The 16,756-nt window shown below is 64.8% G+C and carries 18 protein-coding genes and 1 tRNA gene; 6 read left to right on the top strand and 13 right to left on the bottom strand.

All coding sequences use genetic code 11. From position 1 onward, the window contains the following. Position 1 precedes the first annotated feature (1 nt). The 5 genes from dop to RW112_RS11190 all read right to left on the bottom strand — a co-directional run bounded on the left by dop (position 2) and on the right by RW112_RS11190 (position 6,635). Entirely contained in the window at positions 2-1,621 is a 1,620-nt protein-coding gene (dop, locus tag RW112_RS11210; protein ID WP_317782188.1) for a depupylase/deamidase Dop, read from the bottom strand. Between the two features lie 50 nt (positions 1,622-1,671). Beyond that, the gene (gene arc, locus RW112_RS11205) at positions 1,672-3,453 is read right to left on the bottom strand and encodes a proteasome ATPase (RefSeq protein WP_317782187.1); all 1,782 of its coding nucleotides are present in this window, start codon (positions 3,451-3,453) and stop codon (positions 1,672-1,674) included. Between the two features lie 82 nt (positions 3,454-3,535). Then, positions 3,536-4,603, bottom strand: coding sequence for a tRNA (adenine-N1)-methyltransferase (locus RW112_RS11200; protein WP_317781831.1), 1,068 nt, complete (start codon positions 4,601-4,603; stop codon positions 3,536-3,538). A 102-nt stretch (positions 4,604-4,705) separates the two neighbouring features. Further along, on the bottom strand, positions 4,706-5,893 hold the full coding sequence (locus RW112_RS11195) for a site-2 protease family protein (RefSeq protein WP_317781830.1): 1,188 nt from the start codon (positions 5,891-5,893) through the stop codon (positions 4,706-4,708). Beyond that, positions 5,886-6,635 carry an HAD family phosphatase gene (locus RW112_RS11190; protein WP_317781829.1) on the bottom strand — a complete coding sequence of 250 codons (750 nt, stop codon included), beginning with the start codon at positions 6,633-6,635 and terminating at the stop codon, positions 5,886-5,888. The genes RW112_RS11195 and RW112_RS11190 overlap by 8 nt, the downstream gene beginning before the upstream one ends. 186 nt (positions 6,636-6,821) lie before the next feature. On the opposite strand from RW112_RS11190, the gene RW112_RS11185 reads away from it, so the two are divergent. Beyond that, on the top strand, positions 6,822-7,727 hold the full coding sequence (locus tag RW112_RS11185; RefSeq protein ID WP_305941092.1) for a PAC2 family protein: 906 nt from the start codon (positions 6,822-6,824) through the stop codon (positions 7,725-7,727). 30 nt (positions 7,728-7,757) lie between these two features. Here RW112_RS11185 and mshC read toward each other — a convergent pair whose 3' ends face one another. Beyond that, positions 7,758-9,035, bottom strand: coding sequence for a cysteine--1-D-myo-inosityl 2-amino-2-deoxy-alpha-D-glucopyranoside ligase (gene mshC, locus RW112_RS11180; RefSeq protein ID WP_317781828.1), 1,278 nt, complete (start codon positions 9,033-9,035; stop codon positions 7,758-7,760). A 15-nt stretch (positions 9,036-9,050) separates the two neighbouring features. After that, on the bottom strand, positions 9,051-9,884 hold the full coding sequence (locus RW112_RS11175; RefSeq protein WP_317781827.1) for an undecaprenyl-diphosphate phosphatase: 834 nt from the start codon (positions 9,882-9,884) through the stop codon (positions 9,051-9,053). A gap of 52 nt (positions 9,885-9,936) precedes the next feature. On the opposite strand from RW112_RS11175, the gene RW112_RS11170 reads away from it, so the two are divergent. Then, positions 9,937-10,872, top strand: a complete 936-nt coding sequence (locus tag RW112_RS11170) for an aldo/keto reductase (RefSeq protein ID WP_317781826.1) — start codon at positions 9,937-9,939, stop codon at positions 10,870-10,872. A gap of 43 nt (positions 10,873-10,915) precedes the next feature. On the opposite strand, the gene RW112_RS11165 is transcribed toward RW112_RS11170, so the two are convergent. Further along, complete coding sequence (locus tag RW112_RS11165) at positions 10,916-11,182, bottom strand: hypothetical protein (RefSeq protein ID WP_317781825.1); 267 nt, start codon at positions 11,180-11,182, stop codon at positions 10,916-10,918. Between the two features lie 39 nt (positions 11,183-11,221). Between RW112_RS11165 and RW112_RS11160 the strand changes: the two genes are divergently transcribed. Then, a complete protein-coding gene (locus RW112_RS11160) occupies positions 11,222-11,455 on the top strand; it encodes a DUF5703 family protein (protein WP_028269225.1) in 234 nt (77 codons plus the stop codon). 47 nt (positions 11,456-11,502) lie between these two features. On the opposite strand, the gene RW112_RS11155 is transcribed toward RW112_RS11160, so the two are convergent. Beyond that, positions 11,503-12,666 (bottom strand): acyl-CoA dehydrogenase family protein, encoded by a 1,164-nt coding sequence (locus RW112_RS11155; RefSeq protein WP_317781824.1) that lies wholly within the window; start codon positions 12,664-12,666, stop codon positions 11,503-11,505. Positions 12,667-12,713: 47 nt separating this feature from the next. Further along, the gene (locus RW112_RS11150) at positions 12,714-14,018 is read right to left on the bottom strand and encodes a M20/M25/M40 family metallo-hydrolase (protein ID WP_317781823.1); all 1,305 of its coding nucleotides are present in this window, start codon (positions 14,016-14,018) and stop codon (positions 12,714-12,716) included. Between the two features lie 165 nt (positions 14,019-14,183). Between RW112_RS11150 and RW112_RS11145 the strand changes: the two genes are divergently transcribed. Then, positions 14,184-14,266 (top strand) — tRNA-Leu (locus tag RW112_RS11145). 79 nt (positions 14,267-14,345) lie between these two features. Here RW112_RS11145 and RW112_RS11140 read toward each other — a convergent pair. Further along, positions 14,346-14,864 (bottom strand): HNH endonuclease family protein, encoded by a 519-nt coding sequence (locus RW112_RS11140; RefSeq protein ID WP_317781822.1) that lies wholly within the window; start codon positions 14,862-14,864, stop codon positions 14,346-14,348. 246 nt (positions 14,865-15,110) lie between these two features. Then, the gene (locus RW112_RS11135) at positions 15,111-15,614 is read right to left on the bottom strand and encodes a hypothetical protein (protein WP_317781821.1); all 504 of its coding nucleotides are present in this window, start codon (positions 15,612-15,614) and stop codon (positions 15,111-15,113) included. Positions 15,615-15,727: 113 nt separating this feature from the next. Between RW112_RS11135 and RW112_RS11130 the strand changes: the two genes are divergently transcribed. Then, positions 15,728-16,201, top strand: a complete 474-nt coding sequence (locus tag RW112_RS11130; RefSeq protein WP_317781820.1) for a hypothetical protein — start codon at positions 15,728-15,730, stop codon at positions 16,199-16,201. Beyond that, entirely contained in the window at positions 16,198-16,389 is a 192-nt protein-coding gene (locus RW112_RS11125; protein WP_305941059.1) for a hypothetical protein, read from the top strand. Before RW112_RS11130 ends, RW112_RS11125 begins: the two co-directional genes overlap by 4 nt. Before the next feature lie 71 nt (positions 16,390-16,460). Here RW112_RS11125 and RW112_RS11120 read toward each other — a convergent pair whose 3' ends face one another. Continuing rightward, a complete protein-coding gene (locus RW112_RS11120) occupies positions 16,461-16,643 on the bottom strand; it encodes a hypothetical protein (RefSeq protein WP_317781819.1) in 183 nt (60 codons plus the stop codon). Positions 16,644-16,756: the final 113 nt, after the last annotated feature.

Below are 16,756 nucleotides of genomic sequence, written 5' to 3'. Positions count from 1 at the left end.
TTTATGCCGGTGGCGGAGGCGGAGTTTGTCCGAGCAATTCTGCCAGGAACGATCCGGCGTCCTGATGCCTTGCAAAGAGGCCTCCGGTGAGTGCTTCAGTGCCCCTGAGCGGCTCACGGGTGGGCACGCGTTGCAGCCGCCCGCGGCCTGGAACGTCGAAGATCACCGAGTCCCAGCTGGCGCCGACGACGTCTTTGCTGAAGCTGCTGACGCAGCGGCCGCGGAAATAGGCGCGGGTGTCCGACGGCGGTGCTGTCACCGCGCGGCCGATTGTTTCGTCGTCGACGATCCGCTCCATGCGGTTCCTGGCGAGCATCCGGTAGTACAGACCCTTTTCGGGTCTGACGTCGGCCCACTGGAGGTCCACCAGGCCCAGCCGGGCGTCGTTCCATTCCAGGCCGTCCCGATGCCGGTAGCCCTCCAGCAGGGAGAGCTTGGCCAGCCATTCCACGGAGGAGGCAGCGGCTGTCCGGTCACTGTCGAGGTCCGTCAAAGTGGCAGCCCAGCGTTCCAGGAGGGCATGGGTATGTCCGTCACCGTCCACGGCGTCGCCCACACCGGTGTCCTGGGCGAGCTTGGCAGCCGCTTCGTGGTACATCCACTGCAGGTCCAGCGCCGTGACCCGGCGTCCGTCCAGAAGCCGGATCGTGGCGCTCAGCGCCGTGTCGTGGCTGACGGCCTGCAGGGCGGCCACCGGCTCGTGGACCTCCACGCGTGGCGCGAGGCCGGCCTCGATCAGGCTGAGCACCATGGCCGTGGTACCGAACTTCAGGTAGTTGGAAACTTGGCTGAGGTTGGCGTCACCGATGATCACGTGCAGCCGGCGGTATTTGTCCGCCGTGGCGTGCGGTTCGTCCCGGGTGTTGATGATGGGCCGGCGGATGGTGGTCTCCAGGCCCACCTCTGCCTCGAAGAAATCCGCCCGCTGGCTGATCTGGTAACCCGGCCGGGAACTGTCCTGGCCAAGGCCCACCCGGCCGGCGCCGCACATTATCTGCCGGGTGACGAAGAACGGCGTCAGCCCCCGAACGATGTCGCCAAAGGGCACCGCGCGCGGCATGAGGTAATTCTCGTGGGAGCCGTAGGACACTGACTTGTTGTCGGTGTTGTTCTTGTAGAGGTTCACGGGCGGAAGCTGCGGATCAGCGGCCATCCGGCGAACCGCCGAAAGCGCCACCATGTCTCCGGCCGCATCCCACGCGACCGCGTCCACCGGATTCGTCACCTCCGGGCTGGAATATTCCGGATGGGCGTGGTCCACGTAGAGGCGCGCGCCGTTGCCCAGCACCATGTTCATCAGGAGTGAGCCGGCTTCGTCCTCGCCGTCCTGCTCGAGTTCCTCCCGTCCATAGGCCAGGGCCACCGCCTCCGCGTCAAGAACCGGAGGCTGGTCCGTCAGCTGGCTGGGGTCCGCCTGGTTCCGTTCGAGGGTCCACCCGCGGGCGTCATGCAGGGGTTCCTCGTCGGTGTAGTCCCACCGGGTTTCCGCCCCGCCCGCGGCCCGTTGCCGGGTCAGCTGGGCGTAGGCCTGGATCACCCGGGCAGACATCATCGTGGCGTTTGCTCCGGGCGCCGACGGAGCGTGGATGCCGTATTCGGTTTCCGATCCCATGACCCGCATCGCACCGCCCACCGGGAGCGGGGCGCCCGGCACCCGTCCGCTGCGCGGCGTCACAGGTACTGGCCCGTGCTCGGCATTGTCTCGATGGATTTCCCGGGCTCCTGCCCTGCCTTGCCTTGGACGATGGTGCGGATGTAGGTGATGCGCTCACCCTTCTTTCCGGAAATGCGCGCCCAGTCATCCGGGTTGGTGGTGTTGGGCATATCCTCATGTTCGCGGAATTCGTCGACGACGGCGCGCAGCAAGTGGTCGATGCGAATGCCCTTTTGCTGCGAGGTCAGCAGATCCTTGATGGCGTACTTCTTGGCACGGTCCACCACGTTCTGCACCACGGCGCCGGAGTTGAAGTCCTTGAAGTACAGCATTTCGGTGTCCCCGTTGGCGTATGTCACCTCAAGGTATTCGTTGGACTTTTCGGTGGAGTACATCGCTTCGACGGTCCGCTGGATCATGGCGTCCACGGTTGCCTGGACGTCGCCGCCGTGTTCCGCGAGGTCGGACTCGTGGAACGGAAGGTCCGTGGTGATGTACTTGTAGAAAATATCCGCGGCTGCCTCTGCATCCGGGCGCTGGATCTTGACCTTAACGTCCAGCCGGCCGGGCCGCAGGATGGCCGGGTCGATCATGTCCTCGCGGTTCGACGCACCGATGACGATGACGTTGTCGAGCCGTTCAACGCCGTCGATCTCGCTCAGGAGCTGGGGCACAATGGTCGTTTCGACATCGGATGAGATACCGGTGCCGCGCGTGCGGAACAGGGAATCCATTTCGTCGAAGAATACGACGACGGGGCTCCCGTCCGACGCCTTCTCCCGTGCCCGGGAGAAGATCAGGCGGATGTGCCGCTCCGTTTCGCCCACGTACTTGTCCAGGAGCTCCGGACCTTTGATGTTGAGGAAGTAGCTCTTCAGGTCCACGTTTCCGGTGCGCTCGGCAGCCCGGGCAGCCAGCGAATTGGCCACTGCTTTCGCGATGAGCGTTTTTCCGCAACCCGGCGGGCCGTAGAGCAGGATTCCCTTGGGAGCCTTGAGCCCGTGTTCGCGGTAAAGGTCCGGGTGCAGGAACGGGAGCTCCACGGCGTCCCGGATCTGCTCAATCTGCGGGCCGAGGCCGCCGATGTCCTCGTACGTGATGTCCGGGACCTCTTCAAGCACGAGGTTCTCCACTTCGGAGCGGGGAACCTTTTCGAGGGCGTAGCCCGTCCGGGAGTCGATGGAGAGGGCGTCGCCCACACGGAGTTTTTCCGACATCAGCGCCCCGGACAGGCGGATGACGCGCTCCTCGTCTGCCCGACCCACCACCAGTGCACGGTCCGAGCCCAGCATTTCCTTGAGCGTCACGAGTTCGCCGGCCCGTTCGTATCCGAGACCTGCCACCACCAGCAGGGCCTCGTTGAGGAGGACTTCCTGCCCGACGGCCAGATGGTTCATATTGACGAGCGGGCTCACCCCGACGCGCATTTTGCGGCCGGCGTTGAAGATGTCCACGGATTCCTCCGTGGCAGCCTGTCCGCTGTTCCCGGGAGTGGCCTGACGCCTGGGGTTGAGCTGCAGAATGGTGCCGAAGCTGTAAGGCGGCTGGCCTTCCTGGTCCAGGGCGTTCTTCAGACGCAGGATTTCCGCCTTCGCGGTTTCCAGCATGCCCACCAGTTTTGAGTTGTTCTGCGTTGCGGCAGCAAGCTGGCGGTCTATGTGCCGCAGCTTGTCCCGAAGGATGTTTACCTGCCGGTCTGCAACCGAGAGTTCGTTGGCCACGTAGCGGGCATTCTCAGGTTCCTCTGCCCCCACGGCTTCGTCCGGTGTCCATGAGGAATCGTTATTCGGAGTTTCCATCATGCATCAGCCCCTTCCTGCGCTTCTATTAAGACCTTAGCCCCAAGAAGCCGGGTACTGCTGGAGACATCCGAAATACGGACTAGTTCGTAACCTCCGGATCGTCCTTGACGTGGGTTCCGGCGATGGCATCGCGGGCGGCGCGGCGCAGTTTCTTGTCGGAGACAAGCCGCTCGCCCACGGCGCCCGGCGTCCAGGCGTTGACGTCCTCTTCGTTGAAGTCAGTTTTGGAAGGCCTCCGCTTTACCGAGATGCCGGTAACGCCGTCGGCAAGCCGGCGCGTGACCAGCAGGAAGCCGGTGTGGGCAACCATGCGGTGGTCCGGACGTACGGCCAGGCCTTCGAGGTGCCATCCGCGGACCATGGATTCCCAGGCATCAGGTTCGGTGAAGCGGCCGTCGGCGCGGATCGCTTCGGCGGTCCTGGACAACTGGGTCACAGTGGCAACGTAGTTGATCCACACGCCGCCGGGGGCTAGGACCGTGGCCACTGCGTCAAGGCACTCCCACGGTGCCAGCATGTCCAACACCACCCGGTCCACGGACCCGGGAGCTTCGCTGCGAACCACTTCTTCCTGGAAGTCGCCGAGGGAAATCTTCCACGCGGGGTGCGGACCTCCGAAGATCGTCTCCACGTTGCCTCGGGCAATGTCCGCGAATTCCTCGCGCCGCTCGAAGGAATGCAGATAGCCGTTGTCGCCTACTGCACGCAGCAGCGAAATCGACAACGCACCCGAACCCACACCGGCCTCCACCACGCGCGCGCCCGGGAAAATGTCCGCCATGGTGACGATCTGGCCGGCATCCTTCGGATAAACCACAGCGGCGCCGCGGGGCATGGACAACACGAAATCCGAGAGCAACGGACGGAGCGTCTGGTACTGCTGGCCCACGTTGTTGGTTACGACTGATCCGTCGACCTTGCCAATGATTTCATCGTGGTTCAGGAAGCCGCGGTGCGTGTGGAATGCTCCCCCGGCCTCAAGGGAGATGGTGTTCATCCGGCCGCGTTCGTCAGTCAGCTGCACACGCTCGCCTTCGCGGAACGGTCCCCGGCGCCGGGCAGCGCCCACCGGCACTGCCCCGGTGCTGCCTGCGGTGCCGACGGCGTCGCCCGGCGTGATGTTATTGGCGGCAGTTTCGCTGCTCATGGAATATTCCTCGCTTTTGTAAACCTGGGTGGCCGTGCATCAGGACGGCCGGGCACCGGCTGCCGGCCCCGGGCGCCGGTATTTCACGACCGGCAGGTAACTCTACCGGTTCTGTGCCCTGGCTTGCCCGCCGCGGCGCAATTCTTTGCCTGTAATGGCGCTCACCACGGCTGACTGGCGGAGCAGGCCGGTCACTTTGCCGTGGTGATCCACCACTGCGTACTCCTGCCCTTCGAGCTGGGCGAGGAACTGTACGAGCTCCTGGCCCTGGGACCACTCGGGCACATACGCGCCGGCACCCAGGGCATGCGACACGGCGGTGGCGGGCGTCGTGGCCGCCGCTCCTGCAGGGACGGAGGCGACGGCGGCGTCGGAGACGATTCGTGCCGGCCGGCCGTCCGGTCCGCACAGGACAATGACCGGGGTCCCTTGCGGGGCCAGCTGCAGGACATCGGACACTGTGGACGATTCCGGTATTCCCAGCGCCGGTTCGGCGAGGGCGGCGGCGTTGACGAGGTGCAGCCGGCTGCGGAGCCGCCCGTGCTGGATGGAGGCCGAAGCGCCCATCCAGAGGAAGCTGCCCACCAGTACCGTGATAAGCATCAGCGACACGTCCGGGCGGTCGCCGCGAGCCAACGGGAGCAGGACGAACCAGGCCGCCAGCCCAATAACGATGATCCGGCCCGCCCAGCCCGCGGCCACCGTGCCCTTTTCCTGGCTGCCGGTGGCTTTCCAGACGGCGGACTCAACAAGGCGTCCGCCGTCGAGGGGAAGCCCGGGAAGGACGTTGAAAATGCCGATGAGCAGGTTGGCCCAGACAAAGATGTTTGACAGGATGCCCGTTACGCCGGAGGGATCCGTTGCGATGATGAACAGCCAGCCGGCCCCGGCAAGCAGCAGGTTCGCGGCGGGCCCTGCCATCGCCACCAGCACCGAGCGTCCGGGGGTGGCGGTGAAGCCCTCGAACTGGGTGTGGCCGCCCCAGAGGTTCAGCACGATTTTCTCGGTGGGCCAGTTAAAGATCTTGGCCGTCAGGGCGTGCGCGAGCTCGTGGACGAGCACGGAGATGAGCAGGAGAAGGGCGTACGCGAAGGCCACGTAGTAGGCCGCAACGCCCATGTCCGGGTACTGGCGCTCGAGTACGGGCCCATACACAATCACGGTGAACGCTGCGATGATGAACCACGAATAGGCCAGGACCACCGGGATACCCGCGATGCGGCCCAGTGATATGCCTTCCCTGCGGCCCGTGGTGACCTTCGGGTTCCTGCCGCCAGCTGGTTCAGTCAAGGCCGTGGCTCCGGACCATGGAGTCTTCCAGGCCGGCGTCCCCGGCCGGGAAGTCGCCGCGCGCGGCCACGAGCTGCTGCAGATCGGCCACGGTGCGGCCTTCGAGGGTATGCCACGTGGCCCGCGCCGGATCGGCAGGCAGCGGAACGATGTGCGGGATTGCCACGGTCACGACTCCGGACGCCATGGCGGCTGCCACGCCCGGGGCCGAGTCCTCCAGGGCTACGCAGTCGTGGATGGTGAGGTCCGGGTCCTGCTGCCGCAGCAGGTCGACTGCCTTGAGGTATGCCTCGGGGTGGGGCTTGCCGTTGGTTACGGTGTCGCCGGTCACCAGGAACTCGAAATAGGGTTTCGGCAGCGCCGCTACGACCTCGCGCGCCAGAGGCCCTTCGGACATCGTCACCAGGGCGCACCGGACGCCTGCTTCGTGGAGCTGGTCCAGCAGTTCGCGCGCCCCTGGCCGCCAGGGAACGGAGGCACGGACTTTGCTAACGACCTGGGCTGTGAGGGTGTCGATGATTTCCCGTTTCTCCAGCTTCACACCGGCCCCTTGGAGGACGCCGGCCGAGAACACCAGGGACTGGCCCACCAACTGCATGGCCTGGGCGTGGGACCACTGTCCCCCGTGGGCTGCAACGAGGGCGTGCTCCGCTTCGATCCAGTACGGTTCGGTGTCGACGATGGTGCCATCCATGTCCCATAACGCGGCTTTAAGAAGTGGCTGGGAGGCTGAGGATCGCATAGCTCCAAGTCTACGGTGAAGCAATCGGCCGCAGCCCTGCAGTACGCCCATGGCGAATATCCTGCAGGATGCCGGAACGGCGCGGGCCCCGGCGGAGCCCCGCCGGGGGCTCCGGCTGCGGCGCGGCCAAGATTAGTGGGGCTTCATTTCATGCACCCGACGGCGTCTTGGACGTAGGGTGAAGAAATGAATAGCTTCGAGGGAGACACCAGCGAACCGGGTGCCACGCCCGAGCCGGAGCGGCTGTTGCAGCCCGTGCCCGAAGGCCAGCGCATCACAGTGATGCTCGCCGCTTTCGAAGGCTGGAACGATGCCGGCGAAGCGGCGAGCGATGCCCTTCGGTACCTGAACAAATTGTGGGGCGGCAAGAAAGTGGCCTCGATTGACGCAGACGAATACTACGATTTCCAGTTCACCAGGCCAACCATCCGCCGGACCTCATCCGGGGAGCGCAAGATCAAATGGCCGTCCACGCGGATCTACAAGGCCAGCGCCCCGGACGCGAATGTCGATGTGATCTTTGTCCAGGGTACGGAGCCGTCGTATAAATGGCGTGCGTACACGGCTGAGCTGCTTGTCCATGCCGAAGCCTTGCACGTGGACTACGTCATCCTTGTGGGCGCCCTGCTCGCGGACGTGCCCCATAGCCGACCCATCCCGGTGAGCACGTCGACGGACGACAGCGCCCTGCGCGAACGGATGAACCTTGAGGCCTCACAGTACGAGGGTCCGGTGGGAATCGTCGGAGTGCTTTCGGAAGTGGCACTGCTGGCGGGCCTGCCTACAGTGTCCCTCTGGGCGGCCGTCCCGCACTACGTCGCCCAGGCCCCCTCGCCCAAGGCTCAGCTTGCCCTCCTTCACCGGATCGAGGAGCTGCTCCAGGTGCCGCTCGACACGCACGAACTCGCGGAGGAAGCGGACGCCTGGGAGCGCGGCGTGGATGAGCTCGCCACCGAGGACCCGGAGATCGCGGCCTACGTGCGGCAGTTGGAAGAAGCGAAAGACACCGCTGACCTTCCGGAAGCGAGCGGTGAGTCGATTGCCCGCGAATTCGAGCGGTACCTCAAGCGGCGCGGCAAGGACAAACAGTAGGGTCCGAAAGCCTGGAGTTCGGCGCGAAGCCTAGAGTTCGACGCCGAGAAGCGCGTTGACGGCGTCGCTGACCAGGGCCTGGTCCATGGGCGAGCCGGCAACTGCGCGGGCGCGCGCGTCTGCTGCCCAGCGGTCCACCGCCGCGACGGCGCCCGGAGCATTCAGGTCGTCGGCCAGTTCGTTCCGCATCTCGGCGATGAGGGCCGCGGCTGACCCTTCCGGGGCCATGGCCAGGGCGCCACGCCACCGGGCGAGCCTGTCCTTGGCTTCGGCGAAGCCGGCATCGGTCCAGGACCAGTCACTGCGGTAGTGGTGGGCGAGGATTGCCAGGCGGATGGCCGCGGGTTCCTCGCCGGCGGCGCGGAGTTTGGACACGAGGACCAGGTTTCCCTTGGACTTGCTCATTTTTTCGCCGTCGAGGCCCACCATTCCGGCGTGGGCAAAATGCCGGGCCAGGGGAACGCCCGCCAGCGAGTAGGCGTGTCCCGCACCCATCTCATGGTGCGGGAAAATAAGGTCCGATCCCCCGCCCTGGACGGTAAACGGTGCCGGCAGGTATTTCTGCGCAATGACGGTGCACTCAATGTGCCAACCCGGGCGGCCGTCGCCCAGTTTGCCGCCGGGCCAGCTGGGTTCACCCTCGCGGGCCACGCGCCAGAGCAGCGGATCCAGGGCCTGCCGCTTGCCGCGGCGGCCCGGGTCGCCGCCGCGTTCCGCGAACAGCTCCAGCATTTCGGTTTCGGAAAGCCCCGACACGGATCCCAGGGTCCAGGCGCCGGTGTCGGCTGACTGTTTGCTGGCAGCCTCGACGTCGTAGTAGACGTCTCCGTCGGGTTCATCGGGAGTGCCTGTGACGCGATAGGCGAGCCCCAGACTTAGGAGTCGTTCGATGGGGGGAACGATGTCCGGGATGGATTCGACCGCTCCGACGTAGTGGTCCGGCGCCAGGACGTTAAGGGCGGCCATGTCGGTCTGGAAAAGGTCAATCTGGCTTGCGGCCAGTTCGCGCCAGTCGACGCCTGTGGCTGTTGCCCGCTCGAGCAGGGGATCATCGACGTCGGTCACGTTCTGGACGTATGCAACCCGCTGGCCCCCGTCCCGCCATGCCCGGTTCAGCAGGTCGAAGGCGACGTAGCTGGCCGCATGCCCCATGTGGGTTGCGTCGTACGGGGTGATGCCGCAGACGTACAGTGACTGTTCACCCGTGGCTTCAAGGGTGCTGTAGGCCCTCTCGGCGGTGTCGAAAATCCGAACGGCGGACATGCGGCCGGGGAGCTGAGGTACGGGGCGGGAGATCCAGGATTTCACAGGCCAAGCCTAGTGCTAGGCGCTGATGACATTGAAACCGAGCAGCAAATACAGCGCCAGGCCGAGGAAAATGCGGTACCAGACGAAGAGCCGGTAGCTCCGGGTGGAAACGAATTTCAGGAACCAGCCGATGATGACGTAGCCAACGACAAAGGCGATGGCTGTGGCCAGTGCTGTTTCGGGCAGGCCGTAGGGGCCGGTGATGCCGTCCTTGGACACCACCTTGTACAGCTGGTAGAGGCCGCTGCCGAACACCGCGGGGATTGCAAGGAGGAACGAATACCGGGCTGCGGCTTCGCGGGTGTACCCCATCAGGAGGCCGGCTGTGATGGTTCCGCCGGACCGCGACACACCAGGGATAAGGGCCATGGCCTGCGCGAACCCGTAGAAGATGCCGTGCTTGTACGTCAAGGCAGTCAGGTCGCGTTCCTGGCGGCCCACGGCGTCTGCCACGGCGAGGATGAGGCCGAAGACGATCAGCATGGTGGCCACGATCCACAGGCTGCGGAGGACCGACTCGATCTGGTCCTGGAAGATCAGGCCGAGGACAATGATGGGCAGGCTGCCCAGAATCACCAGCCAACCCATGCGGGCATCCGGATCGTCCGAGGGCACGCGCCGCGTCAGCGAGCCGAACCAGGCCTTGACGATCCGTACGATATCCCGCCAGAAGTAGACGATTACAGCCGTCTCGGTTCCGAGCTGGGTGATGGCGGTGAAGGCCGCCCCCGGGTCCGCTGCGTTCGGCAGGAACGAGCCGATGATGCGCAGGTGGGCGCTTGAGGAAATCGGGAGGAATTCGGTCAGCCCTTGGACAAGACCCAGCAGGGCCGCTTCAAACCAGTTCACGTTTATAGACCCTACGTCATGGAGCAGGGTGAATCCCCGTAAGCTAACTGCTATGCAGCAGCGTTATGTCGGCAACAGTGGGTTGCGCGTGTCCTCACTCTCCCTGGGAACCATGTCGTGGGCACGGGAGACGGATGAGCAGGATGCCTCCGAACTGCTGCGTACGTTCGTTGACGCCGGCGGAACCGTGGTCGACACGGCCGCCTCCTACGCCGACGGCCAGGCGGAGGCACTCCTCGGCTCAATGCTGGGTGACGTCGTCTCCCGCTCTGAAGTGGTGATTTCCACCAAAGCCGGAATCTCGACGTCGGACGGCCGCAGGAGCGTCGATACGTCGCGTAACGGCCTGCTCTCCAGCCTCGATGCCAGCCTGGCCCGGCTGGGCACCGATTATGTCGACATCTGGTTTGCCCAGGCCTGGGATGCCAACGTCCCCCTGGAGGAGACGTTGTCGGCCCTCGAGTTTGCGGTGCGAACGGGCCGCGCCCGCTACGCCGGAGTATCGAACTTCAACGGATGGCAGACGGCAAAGGCCGCGGCGGTTGCAGGCTTCCCGCTGGTGGCCAGCCAGTCGGAGTACTCGTTGCTGCAGCGGAAGCCCGAGTCCGAGCTCATTCCGGCCATTGAGGACGCCGGCCTTGGCCTGTTTGCCTGGGCACCGCTGGGCCGCGGGGTCCTCACGGGGAAGTACCGGGGGCACATACCGGCCGAATCCCGGGCGGCGCAGAAGCGGCTGGCCAGCTACGTGGAACCTTATCTGGAGCAGCCTGCGTCCAGGATCGTGGAAGCGGTCGCCATGGCCGCGCGGGGTCTTGGCCGCTCCCCCATCGATGTTGCCCTGAGCTGGCTGTTGTCTCAGCATGGCGTGGCCACCGCGATTGTGGGAGCCAGGTCCCCCGTGCAACTGAAAGAGATCCTGGATTCCCAACTGACCCATGTGCCCGCGGAAATCGCACGGGCGCTGGAAGACGTCTCAGGGACGGAGTGAACAGCCGCGGAGTGAGCAGTCGGATTCCTGGTTGCCTGGCGACTTAGTCGTCGACGATTTCCAGCTCTTCGTCTTCTTCGGCATCCTCGTCATCGTCGTCGTCTTCCACGTCGTCAATGACCTCCAGCGGAGTCACTTCGCCATATGCCTCGTAGAGGGAATCGTCATAAACTTCGAAGGCATCGGCTACGGCAAAGAAAGCCGCTTCGACCGTTGGGTCCCCTTCGCCCCGCCGGGCGGAGGCTGCGATCAGGTGTTCTTCAAGGGCTGTGGTCAGTGACTGAAGCGCGACACGCGGATCGATGCTCATGACTTCACGTTAGCCGGAAAAAGACGAAAATGGAGAGCAATGAAAGAACATTTTCTGAGCAGTTCAGTCCAGCGGGAGCGGGACTACGCGAGGCAGTACGAGTACCTCGTACTGACGGTCAGTCCTGAGGATTCGCTCCCGGAGGCCCGCCGGCGCCTGGTTGAACATTCCGAGTACGGCAAGTGGGAGCTGGAGCGCAGCGTCCTCTACCTGGGTGGCGGGCGGCGCTTCTGGCTCCGCCGGAAAGTCATTCAGGTCCAGCGGACTGTCTAGGTCACCTGCCGGCGTCAGCTGCCCGGCGCGACGTCCCGTCCGGCCGCCTACGGTGTCTCCAGCCGTCCCAGCCAGGCGTTGGCCACCGTGTTGTGCGCTGATTCGTCGTCCGACGGGTGGAACATGCCCGCGAGAACGTCGCGGTAGAGCCGTTCCAGTTCGGACCCCCGGAAGTAGCTCGATCCGCCGGACACCCTGATTGCCAGATCCACCACCGTGCGCGCTGTTTCCGTGGCCCGCACCTTCAGGCCCACAAGCCTGGGAAACCACTGGCTGCCGTGGTCCACTACCCCGTCAACGTCCCGCGACAGCTCCGCAAGCTGCGGATACAACGCGTCCATCGCCATGGCCGCTTCTGCCACTTTCCATCGGATGTCGGGGTCCTGAGCATAACTGCGCCCCCCATTCTTCAAGGACGTGCGCCGCTTCACGGCCTCAACACCCAGGGCGAGAGCCCGTTCGCCGATTCCCGTGTAGACCGCCGCCAGCAGCGTCTCGAAGCAGGCGAAGATGGCAAAAATCAGCGGGTCCGCGTTCGGTCCTACCGGAAGTTTGCGGAAGATCCGGTCCGCAGGCACCACGGCGCCATGCAGCACCGTGGTGTTGGACTGGCTGGCCCGCATGCCGAGCGTGTCCCAGTCTTCGAGGATTTCGTAGCCGGAAGCGTCCCTGCCGAGGAAGCCGTGGACCAGTTCCCCCTCGCCGCCCCGGGCCGAACCGTCTTTCCCGAAGATGCCGAGCCTGGTCCACGCCGGGGAAAGGCTGGTGAAAATCTTTCGCCCGGTGAAGGTGTAGCTGCCGTCCGCATGCGGCGTGGCAACGGTCTGTGAATCGAAAAGCACCGAGTCGTTGCCGGCCTCCGAGTTGCCGAACGCGAAGATCTCTCCCTGCGCGGCCTCCCGGAGGACAAAATCGAGCGAGGAATCGCCGCGGGCGGCCAGGACATGCGCGACGCCGGTCCAGACCAGGTGCATGTTGATGGCCAGTGCGGTGGCCGGCGCCGCCGTCGCCAGCCTCCTTTGCAGCTGGGCTGCCGCTGCTAGCCCAAGGCCCAGCCCGCCGTCGGCCGCCGGCACAAAGATCTTGAGGTAACCCGCTGCGGCGAGTTCCTCCAGATCCTCAGTGAAGAATGCGTTCTCCCGGTCGTAACCGGCGGCGCGGCCGCGGATGCGCTCCAGCAAGGGCTCGGTAAGGATCTGGTCAGGAGTCATGGACTGGCTTTCCGGGGGCGTCTCTGGTCATTCGGGAACGGGCGGGATCAGCAGGTGGTCAGTAGCCTGTCCAGGACCCTGGCGCCGAACTTGAGGGAGTCGGCCGGCACGCGCTCGTCCACGCCGTGGAACATGCCCGTGAAGTCCAGTTCATCGGGAAGCTGCAGCGGGGCGAAGCCGTAGCCGGTGATGCCCAGCCGGCTGAGGGATTTGTTGTCCGTCCCGCCGGACAGCGTGTAGGGCAGGACCTTGGCACCGGGATCCTCGGCGTGCAGGGCGTCGATCATGGAATCCACCAGGTTGCCGGCAAACGGCACTTCCAATGAGACGTCGTTGTGGACGTAGGAAACCTCGACCCCGGTGCCGGCGAGTTCCTTGACGATCTCGAGCACCTGCTGTTCCTGGCCGGGAAGTGTCCGGCAGTCCACCAGGGCCTCAGCAGACTCGGGAATGACGTTGTGCTTGTATCCGCCTTTGAGCAGCGTCGGGTTGGTGGTGTTCTGCAGGGTGGCTCCCACGAACCGCGCCACGGTTCCGAGTTCCTTGAGGAGCTTTTCCGGATCGTCCGGGTCGAACTCCACGCCCGTGAGTTCCGTCACGCCGTCGAGGAACTGCCGGGTGGTGGGTGTCAGCTCCACCGGCCACCTGTACTCACCGATTCGGGACACCGCGCTGGCGAGGCGCGTGACGGCGTTGTCCGTGTTGATCTGCGAACCGTGGCCGGCACGGCCGTGGGCCACCAGTCGCAACCAGGAGAGGCCTTTCTCGGCAGTCTGCAGGAGATACGTCCGTTGGCCGCCGATGGTGGCGGAGAAGCCGCCGACTTCGGAGATTGCCTCGGTGGCGCCGTCGAAGAGTTCCCGGCGGTTTTCGACGGCGTAACGGGCGCCGTAGGTGCCGCCCGCTTCCTCGTCGGCGAAGAAGGCGAAAATCAGGTCCCGCTTAGGCTTGCGTCCGGTCCGGGCAAAGTTCCGCATGACTGAGAGGATCATGGCGTCCATGTCCTTCATGTCCACCGCTCCGCGGCCCCAGATCAGGCCGTCCTTCAGTTCGGCGCCGAAGGGGTCGACCGACCACTGCTCCCGGAGCGCCGGCACCACGTCCAGATGTCCGTGGACCACGAGGGCGCTGGCCGAGGGGTCCTCCCCGGCAATCCGGGTCACCACGTTGGCCCGGCCGGGCGCCGATTCGAAAATCTCCGCATCCAGCCCCACCTCGGTGATGAGGCCGGCGGTGTATTCAGCGGCCGCACGCTCCCCCGGACCTGTTCCGTCGCCGTAGTTCGAAGTGTCGATCCGGATCAGTTCCTGGCAGATCCTGACGACTTCATCCTCGGGGCGTACTTCAGTCATGTTTCACTCCTCGTGGGGGCGGCTTGATTGCTGGCTTCAGCCTACCTACAAGCCCCCTTCAACCCCCGATTATTTGTTTCCCGAAAAGTCGTGCTAGAGTCTTTCTCGCTGCTTCGGAGAAATCCAAAACGCTGAAAGGCGGAAACGATCTCCGAATTACCACCTGCGCGGGTGGCGGAATGGCAGACGCGCTAGCTTGAGGTGCTAGTCCTCGAAAGGGGGTGGGGGTTCAAGTCCCCCTCCGCGCACAAGGGAAAACCCCCGGAATCCAAGGATTCCGGGGGTTTTTTTCTGTCTCCAAACCCGCGAGTCCCAGGCTCACCCGAGCTAGCAGGCGGCCAGGACGCGCTGGATCGCGTCACGCTCCGGCCGGGTGACCCATAGCTTGTACTTCGCCTTCACCGCGGTCATGCGGGCAGTGTATTCGCATCGGAAGGACTTGTTCGGTGGCAGCCAGGAGGCGGCGTCACTGTCCCCCTTGGCCGAGTTCGCCGGGCCGTCGGCCGCCATGAGGTTCAGCGGATCGTTGGCGAATTGCTTCCGTTGCTCGGCGCTGAACTGCTGGGCGCCGGTCTGCCAGGCCAGTGACAGCGGAACGATGTGGTCGATCTGCACCGCTGAACTGGAATCCGGACCGCGGACGAACCGGATGGTTGCACCGGTGTACTTGTCGGCCAGAATGCCGCTTGCCACGACGCAGTCGCGGGTCCCCGGTTTGAATGTCTCGCCGGTCAGGTCCCGGGCAAGGATGTCATTTCGTGTGTCACAGCCGTTTCGGTCCACATCCGCCCAGGCCGGGCCAAACTGGTCGCGGCTATAACCGGTCTTCGGTGCGCGCCCCTTCACCGGGATATTGCCAAGCTGGGCGTTTGCAGCAGCAACCTCCTCCGGGCCTATTGCCGGTTGGGGAACCGGCTCCTCCGCACCAGGGTGGGGTGCTGCGCTCCGGAGGGTTTTGGCAATCGCAGCGCCGGCGGATGCTGCGGCGTCACAGCCGGACAGTCCTCCCAGCAGGAGTAAGGCGGTCGCAATGGTCAGTACTTTGGAGCTGCGGGGTGGAATCGTCGTGTCCTTCGTGATGCGGTGTTCAGCTCAGGCTGTTGGCGTAGAACGGGTGCCGTACAGAAAAGCGAGGTCGTTGAGTGTTTGCAGGGTCAGCTCCCGCGCTTGTGCAACTGGTTCATTGCCGCCAAGTACCTTGAGGTACTCGAGCTGCAGCCGCACGCGGACGCCGTCGGCTTTTGACTGAAGATCAGTCAGAGCCAGCAGTGCAAAGGCGACGTGGCGCCGCTCAACCCAGAGGCCGGACCTCAGGGCCAACCAGAAGAGTCCGTCCAGCTCCAGCCCGGCCGGCGCGTTCGCCCGACCGATGTAGACCTCCCCCATCGGGCCCGATCGTGACTTCGTCCACCGGTAACCGACGGGCAGAATGCGCCCTTTCCTGGACCGGTAGGCTGCCGAAACGGACAAGAGCGACTGTCCGCTTTCAGTGTCGAGTTGGCTTACCGAAATATCGCTCAGCTTCTCCTGGCGGCAGGCAGCTATGAACTCCTGCACGTCCCTGTCCCACAGCCGGTCCGTCACGCCGTTCTCCATGTCATGCACCCCCAAAATAACGGTACCGGCGAATGGCGCGACCAATCAGGAGACTCGCGGCGGCGGCTGCGCAAATACCCGCCCGGCCGGTGTGCACGGCCTAGGCTGGGTCTGTGAAGTTGTCCCCGGCCCCTCTTGAAGCTGCGCTCTCCGCCCCTGCCGAGTGGTGGCAGATCGTGGCCGCGCTGGGGCCACTGGCGGTGCTGGCGGGCGCCGTCCTCGCTGCCTTCATTGGCTGGCGGACACTGCGTCAAAAAGCCGTGGCGGACGCCCAGGCGCTGAGGCAAAAAACGCGGGCTGACGACCGCGCCGAATGGTGGAAGCGCACGCAGTGGGCACTGGACAAGGCCTTGGAGGCAGACGAGGATGCCAAGGCCATTGGCCTGGCGTCCCTCGCCGTGCTGGCGCGAAGCGACCTCGCGCGTGAAGAAGAACTTGAGCTGCTGGACATTGCCTGGCAATCGGTGACGGAGGCCAACGGCGAGGGCGGCACATGGGACGAGGACGTCGACGCCGTGGACTCAGGGGAACCAATCGGCGACAATGGAACAACGACCACGGATCGAACGGAGGAGGGAAGGCCATGAGCACCAGCACACCGGAACAAAAGAAGTCCCGCACGCCCCGTCACGTGTCCACGCCCCGCGACAGGCATTTGACCCCTTCCGAGCACCGGGTCCAGGTTGCCGCAGCCAAGCTGCGTGTTGCCCTCGATGAACGTTTGGGACGCCCCACTCCGGCTGAAACCAAGGCGCTCTCCCAGGAAGATCTCTAAGCCAGGCGCCGGGAACCAGGAAAAAGGCCCCGCCATGCGGGGCCTTTTCCTTATCCCTTGTCCAGGTTCCGTTAGACCTTTTCGGGAGTCCGGTCCACTACCGGTTCCGAACCCGTGAACTTCCGTTCCCGTCGCGGGAAGGCCCAGAACTTGAAGTCCTTCGCCTCCACACGCGGTTCCGGCTGCTTCTCCGGCTTCCGCGATTCCTCTTTTCCAGCGTCCCTCCGGAATTCCTTGTTATACGGATAGCACATCACTGACCTCCTCATAGTGAATGCCCTTTAATCGTCCTCCCAATTAATCGTCCTCCCAATGTGCAGGCTGGTCGACTGTTTTTTGCGGGCTGGCTCCGGGGGTGTCGTTAGGC

This window comes from Arthrobacter sp. B10-11 (assembly GCF_033142195.1).
Lineage (GTDB): Bacteria > Actinomycetota > Actinomycetes > Actinomycetales > Micrococcaceae > Arthrobacter > Arthrobacter oryzae_C.
This window is presented reverse-complemented; position numbering and strand designations above follow the sequence as displayed.

What these genes read in the sequence shown, in the direction of transcription:
- RW112_RS11185 (WP_305941092.1), top strand. Translation starts at nt 6,822, where the DNA reads ATGAATAGCTTCGAGGGAGACACCAGCGAACCGGGTGCCACGCCCGAG.
- RW112_RS11190 (WP_317781829.1), bottom strand. Translation starts at nt 6,635, where the DNA reads ATGCGATCCTCAGCCTCCCAGCCACTTCTTAAAGCCGCGTTATGGGAC.
- RW112_RS11165 (WP_317781825.1), bottom strand. Translation starts at nt 11,182, where the DNA reads ATGAGCATCGATCCGCGTGTCGCGCTTCAGTCACTGACCACAGCCCTT.
- RW112_RS11135 (WP_317781821.1), bottom strand. Translation starts at nt 15,614, where the DNA reads ATGGAGAACGGCGTGACGGACCGGCTGTGGGACAGGGACGTGCAGGAG.
- RW112_RS11160 (WP_028269225.1), top strand. Translation starts at nt 11,222, where the DNA reads ATGAAAGAACATTTTCTGAGCAGTTCAGTCCAGCGGGAGCGGGACTAC.
- RW112_RS11155 (WP_317781824.1), bottom strand. Translation starts at nt 12,666, where the DNA reads ATGACTCCTGACCAGATCCTTACCGAGCCCTTGCTGGAGCGCATCCGC.
- RW112_RS11120 (WP_317781819.1), bottom strand. Translation starts at nt 16,643, where the DNA reads ATGTGCTATCCGTATAACAAGGAATTCCGGAGGGACGCTGGAAAAGAG.
- arc (WP_317782187.1), bottom strand. Translation starts at nt 3,453, where the DNA reads ATGGAAACTCCGAATAACGATTCCTCATGGACACCGGACGAAGCCGTG.
- RW112_RS11150 (WP_317781823.1), bottom strand. Translation starts at nt 14,018, where the DNA reads ATGACTGAAGTACGCCCCGAGGATGAAGTCGTCAGGATCTGCCAGGAA.
- RW112_RS11125 (WP_305941059.1), top strand. Translation starts at nt 16,198, where the DNA reads ATGAGCACCAGCACACCGGAACAAAAGAAGTCCCGCACGCCCCGTCAC.
- RW112_RS11200 (WP_317781831.1), bottom strand. Translation starts at nt 4,603, where the DNA reads ATGAGCAGCGAAACTGCCGCCAATAACATCACGCCGGGCGACGCCGTC.
- dop (WP_317782188.1), bottom strand. Translation starts at nt 1,621, where the DNA reads ATGCGGGTCATGGGATCGGAAACCGAATACGGCATCCACGCTCCGTCG.
- RW112_RS11170 (WP_317781826.1), top strand. Translation starts at nt 9,937, where the DNA reads ATGCAGCAGCGTTATGTCGGCAACAGTGGGTTGCGCGTGTCCTCACTC.